The following is a 23,160-nucleotide window of genomic DNA, read 5'->3' as shown; positions in this document are numbered from 1 at the left end:
AATAACTAACTCCATATTCCATAAATTTTCGACTTATACACAGAAAACACATGCGTGGATAAAAATAATCACAACATGTTGATAATTATCCACAAGTTAATAACATTCAGTGGATAACTTTTCACATATCATGATTTATACACAGCGGTTTGTACATAATCTAATAAATTAAACCTTATATCTATCAATATTTGATGACTTATCCACATAATTATACTTTTTAACAGCATTACCTGTCAAATGGCTGTGAATATGTTAGTAATTATCCTAATAACTTGTGAAAACGTAACATATTATCCACAGCTTTTCCATTTTTAATTGTGTATAAGTGGATAAATTAAAACACTTTCTATAAACTGTTTTTTTACATCTCGGGAAATAAAGTATAGAATGCGTATGTAAAATGAATAATAATGTTCGGATTTTCATCGATAAGAAAGGCTACATATGGTATTTTGGCGTAAATCGCTCACTTATGTAGTTAAAATTGTTCTTGCTTTATAAAATAGAATTTGTTATATTTTAGTAGTTGCTTGAATTATGACTAGAAATTAGTAGAGTTAAATCAAGACTAATTAGCAGAAACGTATACTTAATTTATCTATATAATAGTTAGATAACTGAATAAAGATGGAGGTGTTTTTGCATGGTAAAACGTACTTATCAACCAAATAAACGTAAACATAGTAAAGTTCATGGTTTCAGAAAACGCATGAGCACTAAAAACGGACGTAAAGTCTTAGCACGTCGTCGTCGTAAAGGCCGTAAAGTTTTATCTGCATAAGATCACTGACTCATCAGTGGTCTTTTTTTTGATTTTAAATAGCTGTTTCAGTGTTTAGAATTTGTTACTATACGACTATAAATGATAATAATGACTAATACTGATTGTTGTTTTTATAGACACGATATGATTAATTGAAGATAAAGACAGGCGAGTGATTGTGAGTGGAAAAAGCTTATCGTATTAAAAGGAATAAAGATTTTCAATTTATCTATAAGAAGGGAAAATCTGTCGCAAATAAGCAGTTTGTTGTATATGTAAAATATAAAGAAGAATTAGAACACTTTAGACTAGGTATAAGTGTATCTAAAAAACTTGGCAATGCAGTTGTTAGAAATAGAATTAAAAGAGGAATTAGAGAAAACTTTAAAGTACATAAAAACGATATTATTCCCGCAGAAATCATAGTAATAGCTAGACAGCCAGCTAAGAATATGACGACCTTAGAAATGCAAGCGAGTTTAGAACATGTACTTAAAATAGCTAAAGTATTCAATAAGAGAATTAAGTAGATTTTAGACACACGCGTGTCTTACCTCAGACAAACCGCAGACTAACACCAACGTTGGTAGTCAATTTGTTAGCTTTTTAAAGAGAAAGTCTTTACAATATTACAGTAATAAATTATGTGAGAAGGAGGCGAGAAGGATGATGGAATTAGACACGATTGCGAGTATCTCAACACCTATGGGTGAAGGTGCAATTGGTATTGTACGTTTATCAGGTGTCCACGCAATTGAAATTGCAGATAAACTTTACAGCGGTAAGCAAAAGTTAGCAGAAGTACAAACTCATACTATAAACTATGGACATATTATCGATCCGGAAACGAATGAAGTTATAGAAGAAGTTATGGTTTCTGTATTGCGTGCCCCTAAAACTTTCACTCGAGAGAATATAATAGAAATCAATTGTCATGGTGGGATATTAACCATTAACCGTGTATTAGAATTAACTATGACTCACGGTGCACGTATGGCTGAACCAGGGGAATTTACTAAAAGAGCATTTTTAAATGGTCGTATAGATTTATCTCAAGCAGAAGCAGTCATGGATTTTATACGTTCTAAAACAGATCGTGCTTCTAAAGTCGCTATGAATCAAATTGAAGGACGTTTAAGTGATATGATTAAGCGACAGCGTCAATCCATTCTCGAAATCCTTGCACAAGTAGAAGTAAATATTGATTATCCGGAATATGATGACGTTGAGGATGCAACGACTGAATTTTTACTTAAACAAGCACAACAAATTAAAGGCGAAATTAACAAATTATTAGATACAGGTACACAAGGTAAGATTATGCGTGAGGGTCTTTCAACAGTTATCGTTGGCAAACCGAACGTAGGTAAATCTTCCATGTTAAACAATTTAATACAAGATAATAAAGCTATCGTAACAGAAGTAGCGGGAACGACAAGAGACACATTAGAAGAATATGTTAATGTGCGTGGCGTGCCATTGCGTTTAGTAGATACGGCAGGTATTAGAGATACTGAGGATATCGTAGAACGTATTGGTGTGGAACGTTCAAGGAAAGCACTTAGTGAAGCAGATTTAATATTATTCGTCTTAAATTACAATGAACCTTTAACTCATGAAGATAAACAATTATATGAAGTAATTAAAAACGAAGATGCCATTGTAATTATCAATAAAATGGATTTAGAACAAAATTTAGATTTAGGTGAAGTACATGAGATGATAGGGGAGACACCTCTAATAGAAACCTCAATGTTAAAGCAAGAAGGTATAGATGAATTAGAAATACAAATTAGAGACTTATTCTTTGGTGGAGACGTTCAAAATCAAGATATGACTTACGTTTCAAACTCACGTCACATTTCATTACTAAAGCAAGCACGCAATGCGATACAAGATGCAATTGATGCAGCGGAGTCAGGAGTGCCAATGGATATGGTGCAAATTGATTTAACAAGAACTTGGGAAATTTTAGGTGAAATTATCGGAGAATCGGCTAGTGACGAACTTATAGATCAATTATTTAGTCAGTTCTGTTTAGGAAAATAAAAGGAGGAAATAATTTATGGCTCAAAAATATGATGTCATTGTAATCGGAGCCGGACATGCTGGAATTGAAGCGGGTCTAGCATCAGCTAGACGTGGTGCAAAAACGTTAATGCTAACGATTAATCTAGACAACATTGCGTTTATGCCATGTAACCCATCAGTAGGAGGCCCGGCTAAAGGTATTGTCGTACGTGAAATTGATGCATTAGGTGGACAAATGGCAAAAGCTATAGACCGCACACACATTCAAATGCGTATGCTAAATACAGGTAAGGGTCCAGCAGTACGTGCGTTACGCGCACAAGCGGATAAAGTATTATATCAACAAGAAATGAAACGCGTGATTGAAGAAGAAGAAAATCTAGAAGTTATGCAAGGTATGGTTGATGATTTAATTATTGAAGACGAAGTGATTAAAGGCGTACGTACAAATATTGGCTCTGAATATTTTGCAGAAGCGGTCATTGTCACTACAGGTACTTTTTTACGTGGAGAAATTATTCTCGGTAACATGAAATATTCAAGTGGTCCTAATCATCAATTGCCTTCAGTTACTTTAGCTGATAATTTAAGAGGATTAGGCTTTGAAGTTGTTAGATTTAAAACAGGTACACCACCACGCGTAAATGCTAAAACTATCGATTATGATAAAACAGAAATTCAACCAGGTGATGATGTAGGTAGAGCATTTAGTTTTGATACGACTGAATATATTTTAGACCAATTGCCTTGTTGGTTAACTTATACAAATGAAGAAACGCATAAAGTTATAGATGACAATTTACATCTTTCTGCAATGTACTCAGGAATGGTAAAAGGAACTGGTCCTAGATATTGCCCATCTATCGAAGATAAATTTGTTCGTTTCAATGATAAACCACGTCACCAATTATTCTTAGAACCAGAAGGACGTTCAACTAATGAAGTGTATGTCCAAGGTTTATCAACAAGTTTACCTGAACATGTACAAAGACAAATGTTAGCTACAATTCCAGGATTAGAACATGCTGATATGATGCGAGTAGGTTATGCTATTGAATACGATGCGATCGTACCGACACAACTATGGCCTACTTTAGAAACTAAGAAAATTAAAAACTTATATACTGCTGGTCAAATTAACGGTACATCAGGCTATGAAGAAGCGGCTGGACAAGGTATTATGGCGGGTATTAATGCTGCTGGAAGAGTACTTGGTAAAGGTGAAACGATTTTAAGTCGTTCCGATGCATATATCGGTGTACTTATTGATGACTTAGTAACTAAAGGTACGAATGAACCATATCGTCTATTAACTTCTCGTGCCGAATATCGTTTACTATTACGTCATGATAATGCAGACTTACGTTTAACAGATTTAGGTTATGAGTTAGGCATGGTTTCAGAAGAACGCTACGCAAGATTTAATGAAAAACGTGATCTTATTAAAGCCGAGCAAGATCGTTTAGCGTCAATCCGTATTAAACCACATGAACGTGTACAAGAAATAATTGAATCTCACGGTGGTTCAATTCTAAAAGATGGTATTTTAGCTATTGAATTGTTACGTCGTCCTGAAATGACTTATAATATTATTTTAGATATTTTAGAAGAAAGTCATAAGTTACCAGCAGATGTTGAGGAACAAGTTGAAATTCAAACTAAATACGAAGGTTATATCAATAAATCATTACAACAAGTTGAAAAAGTAAAACGTATGGAAGAGAAGAAAATTCCTGAAAACATCGATTATTCTAAAGTAGAAAGCCTAGCGTCAGAAGCACGTGAAAAACTTAAAGAAGTTAAGCCATTAAATATTGCACAAGCATCACGTATTTCTGGTGTTAATCCTGCAGATATTTCTATTTTATTAGTGTATTTAGAACAAGGAAAAATCCAAAAGGTGGATAATTAACATGAGTATACAATGGTTAACTGACCAGCTGGCAGAACAAGATATAATTTTATCTGAACAACAGCAACAGCAATTTCAAAAGTATTACGAACTGCTAGTTGAATGGAATGAAAAAATGAATCTTACGAGTATTACAGATGAACATGACGTTTATTTAAAACATTTTTATGATTCAATAGCGCCAAGTTTTTATACTGATATGGATAAAGATTATAGTGTTTGTGATGTTGGTGCTGGTGCAGGTTTTCCTAGTATTCCATTAAAAATCGTTTACCCTGAGTTGAAAGTTACAATTGTTGATTCTTTAAACAAGCGTATTCAATTTTTAAATCATTTAGCAGCTGAACTAGAATTAGAGCGGGTAAGCTTTGTACACGATCGTGCTGAAACATTCGGTAGAGGAGACTGCAGGGAGTCTTATGATATTGTTACAGCGAGAGCCGTTGCACGTCTTTCAGTGTTAAGCGAGTTATGTTTACCACTTGTTAAAAAAGGTGGGCGATTTATAGCATTAAAATCGACCAAAGGTGATGAAGAATTAGATGATGCTAAATTTGGTATTGGCATTTTCGGTGGTAAGCTAGAACAAATGATTTCGTACGAATTACCAGAAGATGCTGGTGAACGGCAAATGATGATTTTTGAGAAAAGAAGTTTAACGCCTAAAAAATATCCTAGAAAACCAGGTATGCCGAATAAATCACCATTAACAAAATAGTAGCAATAACAACTAATTTAGAGGGAGCGCATTAATTATGAAAAAACCTTTTTCTAAATTATTTGGTTTAAAAAATAAAGATGACATTGTTGGTTATATCGAAGAAGAGCACAATAATAATGTTGAGTCTATACACATTGAACGAATCGTACCTAACCGTTATCAACCAAGACAAGTATTTGAGCCAAATAAAATAAAAGAACTTGCAGAATCAATAGCTGAACATGGTTTACTTCAACCTATCGTTGTGCGTCCAATTGAAGAAGATATGTATGAAATTATTGCTGGTGAACGTCGTTTTAGAGCGTTACAATCATTGCAACATACGCATGCCGATGTGATTATTCGTTCGTTAGATGACGAAGAGACTGCAGTCGTAGCTTTGATTGAAAATATACAACGTGAAAATTTATCTGTGATTGAAGAAGCGGAAGCGTATAAGAAATTATTAGATATTGGTGATACGACGCAACACGAGTTGGCTAAAAGTGTTGGAAAGAGTCAAAGTTTTATCGCCAACAAATTACGATTATTAAAACTTACGCCAAAAGTTATAGAGAGATTACGTGAGAATAAAATTACAGAACGACATGCGCGTGCGTTATTAAGCCTATCTCAAGAAGATCAAGCTGAGATGGTAGAACAAATTATTAGCCAGAAGTTAAACGTTAAGCAAACAGAAGCACGTGTAAAACAAAAGGTAGGACCTGAAAAAGTTAAGGCACAGAAATTTCAATTTTCTAAAGATTTAACACAGGCACGAGACGAAGTTGGTAAAAGTATAGAAACGATTGAAAAATCAGGTGTTCAAGTTGAACACAAAGGTAAAGAATATGATGATTACTATGAGATTAAAATAAAATTATACAAATAGAACTTATATAAGCTCTAATTTTCCGATCAGGAGAGTTAGAGCTTTTTTACGGACAAAAGCATGTTGTAAAAATAAAGGTATTAAATTTAATATAAAGTAGCACGTGACAACGAAGGAGCATCAAATGTATTAGTTTTAATTTGTATAGTTGATCTAGCGATTACTTATTTTATAGTTAAAAGATTAATTGTGATCGAAATAAATAAACTTTTAGTTGTAGATTCAGCACATGGGATTATTTTAAATATAATAGCAATCGTAGCAGTAATATTCACTGAATACTTTATAGTAATACCAGCTAGTTATTTATAAATTTTTAGTAAGAATTGTAGGGGAAAAGAGTCAGTTCACATTAATGTTTAATTGTGCTGTCAGTCTTACCGAGTAGAATTGTTATGCTAGTACAGTCTTAACTTTTATTGGGATGATTTGATTTAATAGCGAAGAAAAGAATGTATATTCTTTTGGTTGTACTATTGCTGGTAAATATTATGTTCAGTAGTCTAGCGTTTTTTATTATAAATAATAATTGGGTATATATAGTTAAGAAACAAGTTGCTTTCATTGCTTCCAACATTAAATAGTAATATGTTTGGACTATAAATTAGATTTAACAGCGTTATAAAAATAATGGGAATAGAGTGATATTTGTATGAAACAATTCGTAGTAACATATGATAATGCACTACTTTTATTTACACAGGAAAATAACGGATATCGTATAGAATCAAAATTTAAAGGAGCTAATCCTATTGCTGTAACACAAGATCCTGTCGATACAAATATAATTTATTGTGGTACTTTTGATCGTGGATTATGGAAAAGTGACGATAGTGGGGAAACATGGATACCAATAGGTACACGTTTTAAAAATAATGATGCTTTCAAACAAGAAGACTTGCACATGACACGTGTGACTTCGGTGAAAGTATATAAAGTAAAAGACGGCCAGTCTATGTTACTTGTGGGGACTGAGCCGAGTGCATTGTTCGTCTCTTATGACCATGGTGAAAGTTTTGAATTAGTAACAGATTTTTCCAATATTGAAGGTAAAGATAAATGGTTCTTTCCGCCCAGACCATATACACATCATGTTAAATGGCAAGCAAGTAATCTTCACCAGCCAGAAAAAATTTATGTCACTGTAGAAGCAGGTGGCATGTTGTATTCAGAAGATTACGGTGAGAGTTGGCAGGCTAATAGTGCTAATCATGCTCCTGTAGATATACATGTTTTACGTACGCATCCAACGAAACCTAATAAACTATATGGTGTATGTGGCGATGCATTTTTAAATAGTGGCCATGGTACAGTAATAGAAAGCGAAGATTATGGAGCGTCATGGCAAGATATTAATGAAGGTATAACAGCTAAATATGGTTATAATTTAGCTGTTAATGAAGATGACCAACTTGTTATTGCTACAGCAAAATCTCCTTATACAGCACATAGTTATACAGATGAAACGGAATCAACAATTTATTATCGACACAGAGACAAAAATGAGCAATGGATAGAAGCAACGGAAGGCTTACCGGAACAACAAGGTACTATTGTTTCAGCATTAACTGAATATGAGGGTATGTTTTATGCTGCTAATAATAAAGGTGTCTTTTATTCTGAAAATGGTGGTCAAAAATGGCAACAACTTAATGTTAATTGGCCACATGAATTTAGTAGCCAACATGCGCATCAAATAATGCCAATAGTTTAAAAGTTGAATGTGCTAAAGGTGGTTATTACTGATCGATAAATCTCCTTTTGAAGAACAAATAACTACATTTTTTCAAGCATATGAAAGTCAGTTTAATTAAGCGATAAAGCAATAGAGCGACTTTTATAATGACACAATTTGATTATTGGATATAATAAATAGAGCCTGGGACATCATGGCACTGAACCCCTAAATTGGGGTCACCGCGTCATATTGTCTTCAGGCTCTACTTTTATATGGGCAGTAGATGACTATATTGAAAATGCGCTTATATCAAGCTGCTTTCAACTCTAGTCATCTTTGCCGGGGTGGGACTACAGAATCTTCTTATAAAAATAAGATTTTTGTCCCGCTCTCCCTTTAATTGGCTGACTGTTTAATAGGGTTTAACTTTTTTGACCAACAGTGATTAAAATGACGTTCATTGTTAATATACCTTAATTGGACAAAATAATTGTATTAATAAAGTGGATAATTTGTCATTAGCAAGCGAATTATTATATGTGCGTCAAACGCAATTCATATTGTATCATCAAATTTTATGTCTTTGATAATGTTTGGTTGCTTTTTTCCTATTGCCACATGTTTCCATATCGCACCATTTTCTTTTTCCAGATTTTGATGTATCAAGAAAATAGCAAATACAGTTTTCATGATAACATTGTCTAAGTCGATTAGTGTCATAATGATTTAAAGTATCAATTAAATTATTAATAACAATATATCCTATATTATCTTTTATCGTTTTACCAGTATAGATTAAATCCATATTTTTACCTTTATCTTAACGATTACGTAGCCAATGCGTAAATAACGCAATAATACAACCACTGATGACTGTGACCTTGGTGTAAGCAAGGAGTTCTAGCAAAGATTAGCAACTGAGAGATAGACGACTCCATTGTTATATTCATCTGTAAATGCACAAGCATAAGGACTTCCGCTAAGTATGAATTATGTTTAATATAAAATAATGCAATATATGAGTAACATATGTATCATATAAGTGTTAACGTCACTTGTGTTATTCATACATAAATATACACTCAAACGATAAATGAAAAAATATAAACGTATGATAACAACGATGTATAAAATGTGAAGAAATGGGTCTAGCGGTGATTGATACGTCTTATTTAATGACTCGACAATTTTTATATATAGATTAACGAGTTATTTGTTTTGTTATTAGTTAATATAAAGTCGAAAGGTGATGGATATGATATTAAAAAATTTAAATGATTCTATAGATTATATAGATCAGAATTTAACAAAAGATTTAAATTTATATGATATAGCGAATTTTGTTGGTTTACCCGAGCAACATTATAGAAATTTATTTATATTTCTTACTGGTATTGGTTTATCTGAGTATATAAAAAAAAGAAAATTGTATTTTGCTAACAAAGATTTATTAAATAAAGAATCAGTAACGAGTGTAGCTATAAAATATGGATATTCAATTGATGGTTTTACAAAGTCTTTTAAAGAATGGAGTGGGTATTTACCATCTCAAATATACAAAAACCAAGTTTTAATTTCATATCCAAAACTTTCATTTAATATTAATGTTAAAGGAGGTTTAAACATGAAAACTAGAATTGTAGAGTTGCCAAAAATTAATATAGTAGGTGTTGAAAAACGTGTTCCTATGCAATTTGAAGGTGTTAATAATGAAATTGAAAAATTAGCAAATAGTATTACTGAAGAGCAAAAGAAAGAAATGTATAATTTGCAAAACATTGAGCCTAAAGAAATCGTAAATGTTTCATATAATGCTGACGAAGATTTTGTTAAAGAAGAAGGTTATTTAACTCATATGATGGGTGTATTGACAACTGAAAATACTATCAGTGATCAACTTGATGTTATAAACATTGATAAAAGTAAATGGATAGTCTTTGAAAATGAAGGTGAGTTTCCTAAAAAATTACAAGACACATATGCTAAAATTTATTCTGAATGGTTGCCAGAAACAGAATATAAATTAGCTAATGTACCAATGTTTTCTTTTACGAAATTTAATGATTCAAATCAAAATACGGCTTATAGTGAAATTTGGGTTGCAGTTACTAATTAATAATTAGTTTTAAGTATTTTTGTTTATGGTTTCAAATATTGATATTTGTTGTTTCTTTAATATTTTCTTCATCTGCTATGCTATTAGGTACATTATTTAGTCTGACAACTAATATTATGAAAATGATTATATTTGGCTGATCATTGTATTTATATTTACTTTCCACATTACTCAATTAATACAAAAATCGAAAGTTCAATGATTATTGCCGAAAATTAAATTTAAACCTATTAGCATTTCATGCTGTCATAATAGATTGCTCAAAGATTATGACATAAAGTACGCCCTCTGATAAGCATAAGTTTAATGTCTTATCAGAGGGCGTTATTTGTATATCATAATATAAATAACATCTTACTTTCTGTTTTCTCAAATGGGGAAGAGGTTTCAGCTAATCATAAGTATATTGTTTCCATCTAATGAATGTACCTAAAATTCATTTATTATGAATGACTTCAATTAGAATAAAAAATACGGAGAGTGAATAATTTAGGTTATTGTTTACGTATTACATTTTAAACAAACATTATAATGATTGCGCTTACAAACATTATAATGTTATAATCTTTTCGAGAGGTGAGATAATGTGAAAAGTACAGGAATAATAAAAAATATCTCCACAGTAAACAATGAACGTATCGATATTTTTCTTGAAGAAGGCATAATTAAAACGATTGGAGAGCACGAAACGTTAGAGGGACCCATACTTTTTGATGGGTCAAATTCTTATTTATCAACCGGGTGGATTGATTTACATGTACATGCATTTTCGGATTTTAGTCCATATGGAGACGAGATTGATGAGATAGGAGTGAAACAAGGTGTCACTACAATTGTTGATGCTGGAAGTTGTGGTGCAGATAGAATCGATGAATTATATAATCGGGCGTTAACTAGTGAGACAAATGTATTCTCATTTTTAAATATATCAAAAATAGGGCTTGAAAGAATTGATGAACTATCTAATTTAACTTGGATAGATCAACAACAATGTATTGCCGCCGCACACCAGTATAAAGATATGGTTATTGGTTTAAAATCACGCATAAGTAGTAGTGTTGTAAAAGGTAATGGCACGATACCTTTGGAAAAAGCTGTAGCAATTAGTGAACAGTTGAAATTACCTATTATGACTCATATTGGTTCTGCTCCACCAAAAATCCAGGAGGTAATACCTTTATTACGAAAAGGAGATGTAATTACCCATTTCTTAAATGGCAAAGATAATAACCTGTTTGATGATAACGGTGGACCTTTGAAAATATTGACAGAAGCGATTAACCGAGGTGTTAATTTAGACGTTGGTCATGGTAATGCCAGTTTTTCATTTGAGGTAGCAAAACAAGCACGAAATGCTAATATTCATTTTGATTCGATAAGTACGGATATTTATAAAAAGAATAGAGTAGAAGGACCAGTATATAGTTTAGCGAATGTATTATCTAAATTTTTATATTTAGGATATACGTTAAAAGAAATTATAGACGCAGTAACGCAAAAACCCGCAGAAATTATTAATAAACCTAAATTAGCAGAATTTAGAGAGGGTAGTATAGCGAATCTAACTATATTTGACGTGGTTGAAGAAGAGCAAATGCTTATTGATTCGTCGAAACAAACTGTTAAAAGTAATCAAATTATTAAAGAAAGAGGCGTAGTAGCAAATGGAAAATTCATTAAATTATAAATATGGGTTGAAACAAGTGATTAATGCGAGTGGGAGAATGAGTATTCTCGGCGTTTCCTCACCAACAGATTCAGTAATGGACGCGATGAAATTTGGTGGACAAAATTACGTAGAGATGGCAGATTTAGTTGATAAATCTGGCGCATATATCGCGAATAAGATTAATGCAGAAGATGCTGTGGTTGTAAACTCTGCTTCAAGTGGCATAGCATTATCAATTGCTGGTGTCATCACAGGAGGAAATGAGCGTAAAAGTCAAAGATTGCATAATGATAAAATTGATAAAAATGAAGTGATTTTATTTAAGGGACATAATGTTCAATATGGGGCTCCCATAGAAACCATGATTTATTTAGGCGGGGGTTCAGTAGTTGAAGTGGGTTACGCAAATGAAGGGAAAAACAAACATATAGAAGAAGCCATTAATGAAAATACAGCAGCTATTCTTTATGTGAAGTCACATCATGCTGTTCAAAAAAATATGGCATCTGTAGAAGAAGTATATGAAGTAGCGCATAAAAATAACATTCCATTTATTGTCGACGCAGCTGCAGAAGAAGATTTGGAAAAATATATACAGTGCTCAGATATAGCTATCTTCAGTGGTTCTAAAGCAATACAAGGTCCTACAACTGGCATAGTTGCCGGTAAAAAAACATTTGTTGAAGCTACAAAAATGCAATTACATTTTATAGGAAGAAGTATGAAAGTAGGTAAAGAATCAACTTTTGGGTTATTACAAGCTTTAGATGAATATTTTGAGAAAGTGGACAATTCTGAAAATGAAAAGCAAGAGCTACAAAAATTAGAAGCAATTAATAACTATCAAGGTATTAAGTTAGAAATCGTACAGGATGAAGCAGGTAGAGAAATATATAGAACACGTGTATATGTGGATTCATCAATTTTAAATTTAACTGCAGAGTTATTTGTTGAGAAACTAAAGTCGGCCGATATTGCTATTTATACACGTGATTATGGTGTTAAACAAGGATTCTTTGATATAGATCCTAGACCATTAAAGAACGGTGAAATGGAGATAATATATAAAACTATTACTCAAATCGTGGAGGGTAAAATTTAATGAAGATATTAGAAAGATTTTATAAAAATAGAGCGACACTTAATGTATTAGCTAAAGGTGAACAAAATATTAAAGATGTATATGAAGCTGCAAATAAAAATGTAGTTATTGGCGTATTATCAAAAGATTATGACACTGTCAAAGATGCGGTAACTAGTATGCGTGACTTTGGTGCACATGTTGACGATGCAATATCGATTGGATTAGGCGCTGGTGATAATAGACAAGCACAAGTGGTATCAGATATTGCTAAAGATTATCAAGGTTCACATATTAATCAAGTATTTACAAGCGTAGGGCAAACAACAGCTAATGCGCATGAGGCATCTTGGGTTAACGCTTTAGTATCACCTACAGGTAGAGTAGGCTATGTCAATATTTCCACAGGTCCAATAAGTAGTGAAGGTTCTGAAAAAGCAATTATACCAATAACAGCTGCTATTAATTTAATCAAAGACATGGGTGGAGATTCTATTAAATTCTTCCCAATGAGCGGTCTAGATACAATCGAGGAATATAAAGCTGTGGCTGAAGCATGTGGGGCTATGAATTTCGGCTTAGAGCCTACAGGGGGTATTACCAAGGAAAATTTTGAAGAAATTCTAAAAATTGCTTTAGATAATCATGTGCCAAAAATTATACCGCATGTCTACTCTTCTATTATTGATAAGGAGACAGGTTTAACTCGTATTGAAGATGTAGAATGGTTAGCTTATAAAATGAAAAAACTAGTTGATCAATATGAATAAACATATTGTAGCATACGGAGAAATAATGATGCGTTTGGAAGTGCCTGATAATCTCTTGTTAAGACAAGCAGAAGATTTGAAATATTCGTTTACTGGTACGGGAGTCAATGTTGCTGGGTTGTTATCACAATTTGGATATACTTCTAGCTTAATTAGTGCTGTACCAGATAATTCAATTGGGTCATCCGCTATTGGCGCAATACGTAGGTTAGGGATTCAAAGTAATTTAGTAATTAAAAACGATAACAATTTAGGCATGTATTTTTTAGAAAAAGGGTTTGGTAATCGTCCAAGCAATGTGACGTATACCAATAGACAACAAAGTAGTTTTAATGTTACTGATATTTCAAAATTTAACTTGCTACAATCATTAAAAGAAGTTGATGTTTTGCATATATGCGGTATCACATTAGCCATGAATCAGTTAACACGAGATAACGTTTTAAAACTGGTGAAATTAGCAAAGGAAAGTAATGTTAAAGTAGTTTTTGATTGTAATTTTAGACCTTCACTATGGGGAGAAAATGGGAATCAACTTGCTAAACCATACTATGAAACTATTTTATCAGAAGCAGACATCGTTATAATGAGTGAAAAAGATGCTATTCAAACCTTGGGATTATCAACGAATAAAGAGACAAAAGAAGAAAAATTAGAAGATTTATTACCCTGGGTAGCACGTAAATATAATATAAAAAAGATTGCAGGGACGATTCGAACTGTACAAGGAAGCAATCATAATACTATTAAAGGTTACTTATATGACGATGGTAATATGTATTACTCTAAAGAATTTGATTTTGATATCTTAGATAGAATTGGTACTGGTGATGCTTATACTTGTGGCATTATTCATGGTGAACTCTCAGATATGAATCCTCAGGATACTGTGACATTTTCAACTGCTTCTTGTGTGTTAGCACATACAATTTCCGGAGATACACCATTGTTTGATACTGATGATATAATAAAAGTTATAAATAATGATAAAAATGATATTGAGAGGTAATTGATTTATGACGAAATTATCATCAGCAAAAGGACCATTATATTTACAAATAAAACAAATTATTGAAGATAGAATTATCCATGGGATATATACCGTTGGAAATTATATACCTACAGAGATAGAGTTCGAAAAAGAGTTTGATGTCAGTAAAGTGACTGTAAGAGCTGCAATTAAAGAATTAGTAAACTTGGGCTATCTGGAAAAGAAAAGTGGAAAAGGAACAACGGTAATAAATCATAAACAGATTAACAACATCACAAACAATAAAAATTTCACAGAAAAACTTGTAGAACAAGGCAATAAAATTCAAAAACATATTAAAGATATTACGATAGTGACACATGAAGAAAAAAGTCAATTATTTCAAATGTTTGGCGCCAAATCTTATAAGATAACAAGAGTGTATTTATTAAATCATCAGCCATATATACTATTTCATCACTACTTACCCTATTCATTGAAGAATTTAAATAAATACGATGAATTAAAGCAGAACAATGATTTATCAATATATAAGATTCTAGAAGAAGAGAAGATGGAAATACAAAATATTGAAGATAATTTTTCTGTTGGTTTTGATGAAGAAGCTTCAATACAATTAAATCTTAATCTGTCAGAACCGTTGCTCATTAGAGAGAGACAGAGTTATGCAGTATCAGGTGAAGTGATTGAGTATAGTATTGGCTATTACAATAGTAAACTTGAAAAATATAGCATCAGTATAAAATACTGATGTGAAATTTTTCGAATCTTTTGGTAGCGCCTTCATTAATGGGAGGAAAACATGGATTCCAACATTTATTTATTAATTATTACGTTACTTTCAATTTGTATTGTCATACTAGGCGTTGCTTGGTGGAAGTGGCATGCATTTATTAGTTTAACTGTGGCTAGTTTATTTTTAGCAATCATGGCAGGATTATCTCCTGAAAAAATTGTAAAAGCTTATGAAACAGGTGTTGGTGATGTGCTGGGGCATTTAGTTGGCATCTTAGCTTTAGGAACTATACTAGGTAAGCTAATGTCTGATTCAGGTGCAGGCATGCAAATTTCAGATTATCTAGTGAAGTCATTAGGTTATAAAAAGTTACCTTGGGCAATGATGTTATCAGGTTTTATCATTGGTATACCCGTATTTTTTGAAGTAGGTATTGTTATTTTATTACCACTTGTCATTTCAATGCATAAAACTACAAAAGCAAATATATTACTTATAGCGATTCCATTATTAGCGGGTTTATCAATTGTTCATGGCATTGTTCCCCCTCACCCTGGAGCGATGACTGCGATCGGTATTTACGATGCAAATTTAGGCAAAGTATTACTTTATTCACTCATTATTGCTTTACCTACTGCGATTATTGCAGGACCAATTTTTGGGAGATTTATTAGTAAACGTTTAGTACCAGAAAATTCACCAGACATCATTAAAGTAGATAATAAAACGAATGGATTCCCAAGCGTGGCAATATCATTTTTAGTTATTGTATTACCTGTATTGTTAATGTTGTTATCTATAATAACTTCGTATCTTGGGGATATACCGAATTTATTGAAAAACACTTTATTATTTATAGGAAGTCCAGTTATAGCTTTATTAATTTCATGCTTTGTTGCATTTTACTTATTAGGTTTCAAACAAGGGATGTCAAAAAATGTAATCAAAGATTTAGTAGAAGAATGTATTTTACCGGTAGGGTCTATTATTCTAATTATCGGTGCTGGTGGTGGTTTTAAAGAGATACTTATTGAAACCGGTGTTGGCGACACGATTGCACAAATGACTGAACATCTTTCGCTCTCCCCATTACTATTAGCATTTTTAGTTGCAGGGTTAATACGTGTTGCTACAGGGTCTGCAACAGTTGCATTAACTACTGCAGCGGGAATAGTATCACCTATCATACAACATATGTCAGGCGTCAATTTAGAGTTATTGGTTATTGCTACCGGCGCAGGGTCATTAATGTTATCACATGTTAATGATGCAGGTTTCTGGATGGTAAAAGAATATTTAGGATTAAATGTTAAAGAAACCTTCAAATCTTGGACAGCAATGGAAACACTATTATCATTTGTCGCTTTTGCCTTTGCTTTTATTTTAAATTCATTTATATAAACTTGATATAAAAACTATCGATGTATCAATATTTTCTTTAATTCACTTTTAATGGATGTGTTAATTGTTTATTACTTTAATCAGAAGAAATATAAGAATGCATAGTTGAAGCGGTTTTGAATACTGTGTCATAGCTAATACAGAATTCATGAAAATATAAAAGTTAATCATAGTATTTAATAAGCTGCTAACTCCTACAAAATTGAGGAGTTAGCAGCTTATTTTGTATGAAGACGAATTTTTATGGGTGTCTGAAAGGTCTGCAAGCCTAAGAAAAATTATAACGTTATAGCTGTTTCGTAGACCGAAATTGTAAATTAAGAAAAGAAGATTTACAGTTTTCTAGCATAAAAAGGATGATATAAGGATAATAAGCTTCTAAGTGCTTTTGATTTGAAATTTTAATTCAAAGTTATCTATTCATGATACGTAAAAATTCGTTATTAAGTACAGGCAGATTACATGCACATTACAGTCATTAACGTGCAATGCATCGTTCAAAACGTTTGTGCCCAACTTTTAAACATTACATAGCAGAGGCGAAAGCAGATTATTGTAAAAAAATGAAATACCTTTTTCACTTCACTGTAACTCAAACAGTGTTTTTTCATGTTACAGTGGGTGATGTCTTAAGTAATTCATAGCAATAAACGAGTAATAACCACCTATTAGGAGGATTTAAATAATGAAAAAAACAATTATTACTTCAACATTAGCTTTAGGTATTGGCGCTACAGGATTAGTAGCAGGTCATTCAGCAAACGCTGCAGAAAACAATGTTGACCAATCAAAATTAGCGCAACAAGCACAATCTAATTCAAATCAATTAAATGAATCTCCAGTTCAAAAAGGTTCATATAACTATAACTTTAATCAAGATGGCACAAACTATAACTTTAAGTCAGATGGTACAAACTATACTTGGAGTTATAATGGCTATAACAATGGTTCACAAGAGGATACAAATCAAGCACAACAAACTTCAAATAGTGGACAATCACAACAACAAGCACAACCACAGAAAGAACAATCACAACAACAAGCACAACCACAAAAAGAACAGTCACAACAACAAGCGCAACCACAAAAAGAACAATCACAACAATCAACTTCATCTGATGAGTCAGCAAGCTCAAACGCAAGTTCAAGCGGTTCATCAAGTGATGTAAATGGTCATTTAAAACAAATTGCAGAACGTGAATCAGGTGGAGATACAAAAGCTGTTAACGCATCATCAGGAGCAGCAGGAAAATATCAATTCCTACAAAGCACATGGGATTCAGTAGCACCTTCAGAATATCAAGGTAAATCTCCTACAGAAGCACCTGAATCAGTTCAAGACCAAGCAGCTCAGAAATTATATGATACAGAAGGCGCTTCACAGTGGGTAACTGCATAAGTTAAGCCGCGTATAACTGTAAAATATTGAGTGGAAAGCTCAAAAATTAAAAACACAAACAAATTCTTATAAGGTAATAAGTACTCCCTCCATTATCAAATGGAGGGAGATTTTTTGTATTTAGACTGACGGAGGTGCTACCTTGTTAATATGTTTCATAAACGATTGTTATTGACACAAAACAACGCAACTAAGTTATCTCAAAATTTGATTAAAATAGCTTGGTTTACATATTCTGTGATAAGAATATGTTCATGCATTATGCATATGATGTATGTTCCAACTTAAATATCCTCTAACCGTCTTCCAAAATAATTTTACATATCGGAAATCTATTATATATTTGGCACTTTTATTGAGCTATATACAAACTTGCTTACAAATTATCTTAATCAAGAAAGTTAAGTTCTACTATATACAAAAAAAGGTCTAAATAATGTTGAATAAGTGTTCAGACCTTTTTCAGTTGTTTAGATAAAGGATAGTAAAGTAATTAATTTTTAAAAGATAAATAGTAAAGGCTAAATTCTAAGTCTTTTTTGAGGTGTGTCTCTAATAAGGATATTGCTTCTTCAATGTTCCTATTGCTCAGTGCCTCAACGATTTCGTCATGTTCTTCTATTAATCCTGGGCGACGTTTAGTAATGACAGTTTTGCTAAACAAATAAATAAAACTTTTTAGCTTTTGATAGGATTCTAATATAAAAGGGTTGTTAGTAGCGCTCATTATTTTTTGATGAAACTTGTCATTAATTTCTAAAATTCTTTCTTCATCTTCGCTATCTATGTCAATCTTCGTATAGCTTTTCAATTCTGCTAAATCAGTATTTGTGAAAATGATTCCTGCCTTCTCTAATGCATATGTTTCAAATAAAATACGCATTTCAAATATATTTCTATATTCTTCTGTAGTTGGGATAAAAATATAAGAGTCTTTAATAAAATATTCTAATTCTAACTGTTTAATGACCTCTCTGACAGGCGTCCTACTAACGTTATATTTTTTGGCTAACTTAATTTCTGTTATTTTTTCTGCGGGTTTTAATTCTCCAGAAATAATGTCATTTCTGATTATTTGATACAGCGTTAATTCATCATTGTTATGCATAATTTCACCTCTTGCTACTATATTACTACAAAAAATTATAACTTAAAATGTATACATTTTAAGTTTAAAAGTATACAATTACAAAAAGTAAACGTTTTCAATGGAGGTAATGTTATGAAAATTGGATTTATTGGTTTAGGAATTATGGGCAAACCCATGGCCAAAAATTTACTTAAAGCACAAAATATAGTGCTAGTAAACGATGTAAATAAAGATACTGAACAAGAAATGGTAAAAGAAGGTGCACTAGCAGTTTCAATTGCTGATATGGCAATAGAAGTGGATTACTTGTTCTTATCTTTACCAAATGGAGCAATTGTGAAATCGGTATTATATAGCGGGGAAGAGTCGATATTGAATCAACCTCAAGTCAACGTAAAAAGTGTGATAGATACAAGTTCATTGACACCCAATGAATCTTTAGAAATTAGTAAAGTTCTGGAAGAAAAATCAGTTTCATATATTGATGCACCAGTTAGTGGTGGTGAACCATTAGCAATTACTGGTGAATTATCAATAATGGTAGGTTGTAATGAAAGTGATTTTAACGACATTAAAAAAGTATGTGAGCCAATAGCTCAATCAGTTATTCGCGTAGGAGAAGTTGGTTCTGGTAGTGTCGTTAAGTTAGCAAATCAAATTATTGTTAATACTAATATTGCTGCTCTATCAGAAGCAGTCGTATTAGCTAAAAAATTTAATATTGATTTAGAGGCTATGTATCAAGCTATTAAAGGTGGTTTAGCAGGGTCTACTGTTATGGATGCTAAATTTCCTAAAATGATTGGTGAAGATTACCAACCTGGCGGTACTTTAAATATTAATTTAAAGGATTTAAAAAATGTTTCATCTACTGCTGACACCGTTGGTTTAACATTACCAGTTGCAAACCAAATTAAAGAAATATACAAATCAGAAGTTGCTCAAGGCAATGGACTAAATGACCACTCTGGAATCATTAAATATTTTGAAAATATAAATAATATGTAGGTGACAATATGTTAAATGATAAGTTGATTAACGAACAAAAAAATGACGAATTTCATAAAAATTTAAATACTTTCAATTATAAAATTATCGTATTAGATGATGACCCAACTGGTACTCAAACAGTCAAAGATTTACCGGTATATACACAATGGACTGAAACTTTATTAGAAGACGGTTTTAAGCAACCAAATAACATGTTTTATATTTTGACTAATTCACGTGCTTTAAATGAGGAAGAAACAACTGCTTTACATAAAGAAATAAGCAGTAATATTGAAAAAATATCACAACGATTAAATCACCCATACTTAATCATAAGCAGAGGCGATTCAACTTTAAGAGGACACTTTTATTTAGAACCAAAGATACTAAATGATGCTTCCGTTTCGGGATTTGATGCAGTATTTTATTTACCGGAATTTTTTGAGGGCAATCGTTTTACTTATAACGGTATTCATTATTTAAAAGAAAACGATGCGTATATGCCTGTTGCAGCAAGTGAATTTTCAAATGACACAACATTTGGGTTTGAGTCAGAGAGAATGGCAGATTTTATCGCTGAAAAGAGTGATGGAGCTGTGGCTTCCAACGAGGTTTACCACATTACTTTAAGCCAGATTAGAGAACGTGATAAAACAGCAATTTTCCATACGTTCGAGTTATTAAACAACTTCGATGCAGTCGTTGTAGATGCATTGAACGACGAAGATATGGACTACTTTGTGGCATGTTTAACAGAATTCTTAGCTAAACATAAGAAAAAGTTTGTGTTTAGAACTGCTGCTTCATTTGTTAAAGCAATGTGTGAAACACCAGGAGAGATTATTAACTTAAAAAATTATAAACAGAATAACAATGGGGGTATTATAGTCGTCGGCTCTCATGTAAAGAAAACGTCTGATCAATTGCACCATTTATTAAATAATACTGACATTAAGCAACTCGAATTTGATGTTAAAAAAGTGACGCAACCTGCATTAAGTGAATATATAACAGATAAAATCACGCAAGCAGAACAAATTATTAACGATGGGGAAGATGTCGTTATTTATACTTCTCGTGACGTTATAAAAACCGAAGATTTAACTAATAATTTAAGCATTTCAACGAATATATCTAATAGCTTGGTTGAAATTATTAATGGTTTACAGATACAGCCTAAATTTATTATTGCCAAGGGAGGCATTACTTCAAGTGATGTGGCTACTAAAGGGTTAAACATTCATAAAGCTACTGTTATTGGACAAGTAACTAAAGGTGTACCCGTTTGGTTAACAGGCAGTGAAGCGAAATATCCAAAAATGCCATATGTAATTTTCCCGGGAAATGTTGGAGATGTTGATACATTGACAGAAGTATACAAATTAAATAGCTAATAAGGTCTATAGAAAGTAGGGATGGAAATGTTTGGAGAAATTTGGCCACTGATTAGTGTCGTTATTGGGGTATTAGTGTTACTTGTATTAATTATGTTACTTAAAGTGAATACATTTATTGCTTTAATTATTACTTCGATGTTTACTGGTATTATTTTGGGTATGCCTATAGACAAAATCGTTGAAGTTGTAGAAAAAGGTATGGGAGATACATTAGGTAGTATTGCCATTATCTTTGGGTTAGGTTCTATTTTAGGGAAATTATTATCAGAAGGTGGAGGAGCAACAAGAATTGCTGATAAATTGATTGATAAATTCGGCGAAAAATATGTAACCTTAGCAATGATTGTTGCCTCATTTATCATTGGTATATCACTATTTTTAGAAGTTGCCTTTGTGTTACTTATTCCACTGGTATTTACGTTAGCAAAAAGAATGAAAATTTCAAATCTTAAAGTCGGTTTACCGATGGCTACTTCTATAGCTATTACGCATGGCTTTTTACCACCTCACCCTGGACCTGTAGCAATTTCGCAAGCGCTACATGCTAATATCGGTCACGTACTTATGTATGGCTTTATTATAGGTATACCTTTAGCCATTATTGTAGGGGTATTATTTCCGAAATTTGCATACAAAATTGCTCCAGTAGCGTTCACACGAGAAGGTAATCAAGGCACGATTGCAGATTCACAAATAATTGAGAATAAAACTTTGCCTAGTTTTGGTATTAGTTTATTAACTGCGTTAAGTCCAGTTATTTTAATGTTATTAGCAACTGTTGTGCAATTAATTACGGGACATGAAGACGGCAAAGCGACTGGCTTCGAAGGATTTATCTACTTTATAGGATCATCTACGACTGCAATGCTTATCGCTGTGTTATTTGCAATGTACACGATGGGGATTAGAAGAAAGCAGTCAATGAACCAAATAATGCAAACGGTTTCAGATGCAATTACGCCAATTGCTATGTTGCTACTAATTATTGGTGGTGGCGGCGTATTCAAGCAAATACTTATTGATGGCGGTGTTGGTGATACAATCTCTAAAATGTTCCACGGTACTGAAATGTCACCAATAATATTAGCATGGTTAGTTGCAGCCATTCTACGTGTAGCATTAGGATCTACAACAGTAGCAGCATTATCATCTGTGGGTGTTGTTTTACCACTTATTCAATCTGTAGATGTAAATATTTCACTTGTGGTATTAGCCATAGGTGCTGGAAGTATCTTCTGTTCTCACGTAAATGATGCAGGCTTTTGGATGTTTAAAGAATATTTTGGTTTAACTATTAAAGAAACGTTTTTAACTTGGACGTTACTAGAATCTTTATTATCTGTTTTAGGTTTAGGCTTTATCTTACTCGTTAACGTAATTATTTAAAATAAACGCTATATAGTAAGGATTAAATTAGGGAAATAAAGAGATTTTGCAATATACAAAATTTACTTTCCCATAAATAAATATTAATGAACTGATTTGGATAGAACTAGTATTAAAAGTAGCAGAATCAATGTATGCACCAATTATAATAGAGA

At 32.4% G+C, this 23,160-nt stretch carries 22 protein-coding genes; 19 read left to right on the top strand and 3 right to left on the bottom strand.

What is annotated here, in order from left to right; all coding sequences use genetic code 11:
• Positions 1–646 precede the first annotated feature (646 nt).
• The 8 genes from rpmH (at position 647) to ISP02_RS12370 (ending at position 8,015) form a co-directional block, all read left to right on the top strand.
• Complete coding sequence (rpmH, locus tag ISP02_RS12400) at positions 647–784, top strand: 50S ribosomal protein L34 (RefSeq protein ID WP_000240855.1); 138 nt, start codon at positions 647–649, stop codon at positions 782–784.
• A 164-nt stretch (positions 785–948) separates the two neighbouring features.
• Entirely contained in the window at positions 949–1,296 is a 348-nt protein-coding gene (rnpA, locus tag ISP02_RS12395; protein ID WP_195721791.1) for a ribonuclease P protein component, read from the top strand.
• Between the two features lie 139 nt (positions 1,297–1,435).
• Entirely contained in the window at positions 1,436–2,815 is a 1,380-nt protein-coding gene (mnmE, locus tag ISP02_RS12390) for a tRNA uridine-5-carboxymethylaminomethyl(34) synthesis GTPase MnmE (RefSeq protein WP_195721889.1), read from the top strand.
• Positions 2,816–2,831: 16 nt separating this feature from the next.
• Entirely contained in the window at positions 2,832–4,709 is a 1,878-nt protein-coding gene (gene mnmG / locus ISP02_RS12385) for a tRNA uridine-5-carboxymethylaminomethyl(34) synthesis enzyme MnmG (RefSeq protein ID WP_195721790.1), read from the top strand.
• 1 nt (position 4,710) lies between these two features.
• Positions 4,711–5,427: a 16S rRNA (guanine(527)-N(7))-methyltransferase RsmG gene (gene rsmG, locus ISP02_RS12380; RefSeq protein ID WP_195721789.1), complete on the top strand. Its 717-nt coding sequence runs from the start codon at positions 4,711–4,713 to the stop codon at positions 5,425–5,427.
• Positions 5,428–5,464: 37 nt separating this feature from the next.
• Positions 5,465–6,301 (top strand): nucleoid occlusion protein, encoded by an 837-nt coding sequence (gene noc / locus ISP02_RS12375; protein WP_195721788.1) that lies wholly within the window; start codon positions 5,465–5,467, stop codon positions 6,299–6,301.
• A 189-nt stretch (positions 6,302–6,490) separates the two neighbouring features.
• Entirely contained in the window at positions 6,491–6,613 is a 123-nt protein-coding gene (locus ISP02_RS13155) for a hypothetical protein (protein WP_268933179.1), read from the top strand.
• 340 nt (positions 6,614–6,953) lie between these two features.
• Complete coding sequence (locus ISP02_RS12370; RefSeq protein WP_195721787.1) at positions 6,954–8,015, top strand: WD40/YVTN/BNR-like repeat-containing protein; 1,062 nt, start codon at positions 6,954–6,956, stop codon at positions 8,013–8,015.
• A 532-nt stretch (positions 8,016–8,547) separates the two neighbouring features.
• Here ISP02_RS12370 and ISP02_RS12365 read toward each other — a convergent pair.
• Both ISP02_RS12365 and ISP02_RS12360 read right to left on the bottom strand, forming a co-directional pair.
• A complete protein-coding gene (locus tag ISP02_RS12365) occupies positions 8,548–8,784 on the bottom strand; it encodes a CGNR zinc finger domain-containing protein (RefSeq protein WP_195721786.1) in 237 nt (78 codons plus the stop codon).
• Between the two features lie 15 nt (positions 8,785–8,799).
• Positions 8,800–8,886, bottom strand: coding sequence for a type I toxin-antitoxin system Fst family toxin (locus tag ISP02_RS12360; RefSeq protein ID WP_195721888.1), 87 nt, complete (start codon positions 8,884–8,886; stop codon positions 8,800–8,802).
• A gap of 348 nt (positions 8,887–9,234) precedes the next feature.
• On the opposite strand from ISP02_RS12360, the gene ISP02_RS12355 reads away from it, so the two are divergent.
• From ISP02_RS12355 to ISP02_RS12320, 8 genes are all read left to right on the top strand, one after another.
• Positions 9,235–10,095, top strand: a complete 861-nt coding sequence (locus tag ISP02_RS12355; protein WP_195721785.1) for a GyrI-like domain-containing protein — start codon at positions 9,235–9,237, stop codon at positions 10,093–10,095.
• A 586-nt stretch (positions 10,096–10,681) separates the two neighbouring features.
• The gene (locus ISP02_RS12350; RefSeq protein ID WP_195721784.1) at positions 10,682–11,782 is read left to right on the top strand and encodes an amidohydrolase/deacetylase family metallohydrolase; all 1,101 of its coding nucleotides are present in this window, start codon (positions 10,682–10,684) and stop codon (positions 11,780–11,782) included.
• On the top strand, positions 11,760–12,866 hold the full coding sequence (locus tag ISP02_RS12345; protein WP_195721783.1) for a DgaE family pyridoxal phosphate-dependent ammonia lyase: 1,107 nt from the start codon (positions 11,760–11,762) through the stop codon (positions 12,864–12,866). The genes ISP02_RS12350 and ISP02_RS12345 overlap by 23 nt, the downstream gene beginning before the upstream one ends.
• Positions 12,866–13,615 (top strand): 2-dehydro-3-deoxy-phosphogluconate aldolase, encoded by a 750-nt coding sequence (gene dagF, locus ISP02_RS12340; RefSeq protein WP_195721782.1) that lies wholly within the window; start codon positions 12,866–12,868, stop codon positions 13,613–13,615. The genes ISP02_RS12345 and dagF overlap by 1 nt, the downstream gene beginning before the upstream one ends.
• Complete coding sequence (locus tag ISP02_RS12335) at positions 13,608–14,624, top strand: sugar kinase (RefSeq protein ID WP_195721781.1); 1,017 nt, start codon at positions 13,608–13,610, stop codon at positions 14,622–14,624. The genes dagF and ISP02_RS12335 overlap by 8 nt, the downstream gene beginning before the upstream one ends.
• A 7-nt stretch (positions 14,625–14,631) precedes the next feature.
• A complete protein-coding gene (locus ISP02_RS12330; protein WP_195721780.1) occupies positions 14,632–15,357 on the top strand; it encodes a GntR family transcriptional regulator in 726 nt (241 codons plus the stop codon).
• Positions 15,358–15,408: 51 nt separating this feature from the next.
• Positions 15,409–16,743: a GntT/GntP/DsdX family permease gene (locus ISP02_RS12325; protein ID WP_195721779.1), complete on the top strand. Its 1,335-nt coding sequence runs from the start codon at positions 15,409–15,411 to the stop codon at positions 16,741–16,743.
• 685 nt (positions 16,744–17,428) lie between these two features.
• The gene (locus ISP02_RS12320) at positions 17,429–18,142 is read left to right on the top strand and encodes a transglycosylase family protein (protein ID WP_195721679.1); all 714 of its coding nucleotides are present in this window, start codon (positions 17,429–17,431) and stop codon (positions 18,140–18,142) included.
• Positions 18,143–18,635: 493 nt separating this feature from the next.
• On the opposite strand, the gene ISP02_RS12315 is transcribed toward ISP02_RS12320, so the two are convergent.
• A complete protein-coding gene (locus ISP02_RS12315) occupies positions 18,636–19,250 on the bottom strand; it encodes a GntR family transcriptional regulator (RefSeq protein ID WP_195721778.1) in 615 nt (204 codons plus the stop codon).
• Positions 19,251–19,364: 114 nt separating this feature from the next.
• On the opposite strand from ISP02_RS12315, the gene ISP02_RS12310 reads away from it, so the two are divergent.
• The 3 genes from ISP02_RS12310 to ISP02_RS12300 are packed head-to-tail and all read left to right on the top strand — an operon-like array spanning position 19,365 to position 23,005.
• Positions 19,365–20,240, top strand: coding sequence for an NAD(P)-binding domain-containing protein (locus tag ISP02_RS12310; protein ID WP_195721777.1), 876 nt, complete (start codon positions 19,365–19,367; stop codon positions 20,238–20,240).
• An 8-nt stretch (positions 20,241–20,248) separates the two neighbouring features.
• On the top strand, positions 20,249–21,616 hold the full coding sequence (locus ISP02_RS12305; protein WP_195721776.1) for a four-carbon acid sugar kinase family protein: 1,368 nt from the start codon (positions 20,249–20,251) through the stop codon (positions 21,614–21,616).
• Between the two features lie 27 nt (positions 21,617–21,643).
• Entirely contained in the window at positions 21,644–23,005 is a 1,362-nt protein-coding gene (locus tag ISP02_RS12300; protein ID WP_195721775.1) for a gluconate:H+ symporter, read from the top strand.
• The last annotated feature ends 155 nt before the right edge of the window (positions 23,006–23,160 follow it).

It is taken from the genome of Staphylococcus durrellii (assembly GCF_015594545.1).
Lineage (GTDB): Bacteria > Bacillota > Bacilli > Staphylococcales > Staphylococcaceae > Staphylococcus > Staphylococcus durrellii.
Note: the sequence above shows the minus strand (reverse complement) of the source record. Positions and strands in the feature narration are given on the sequence as shown.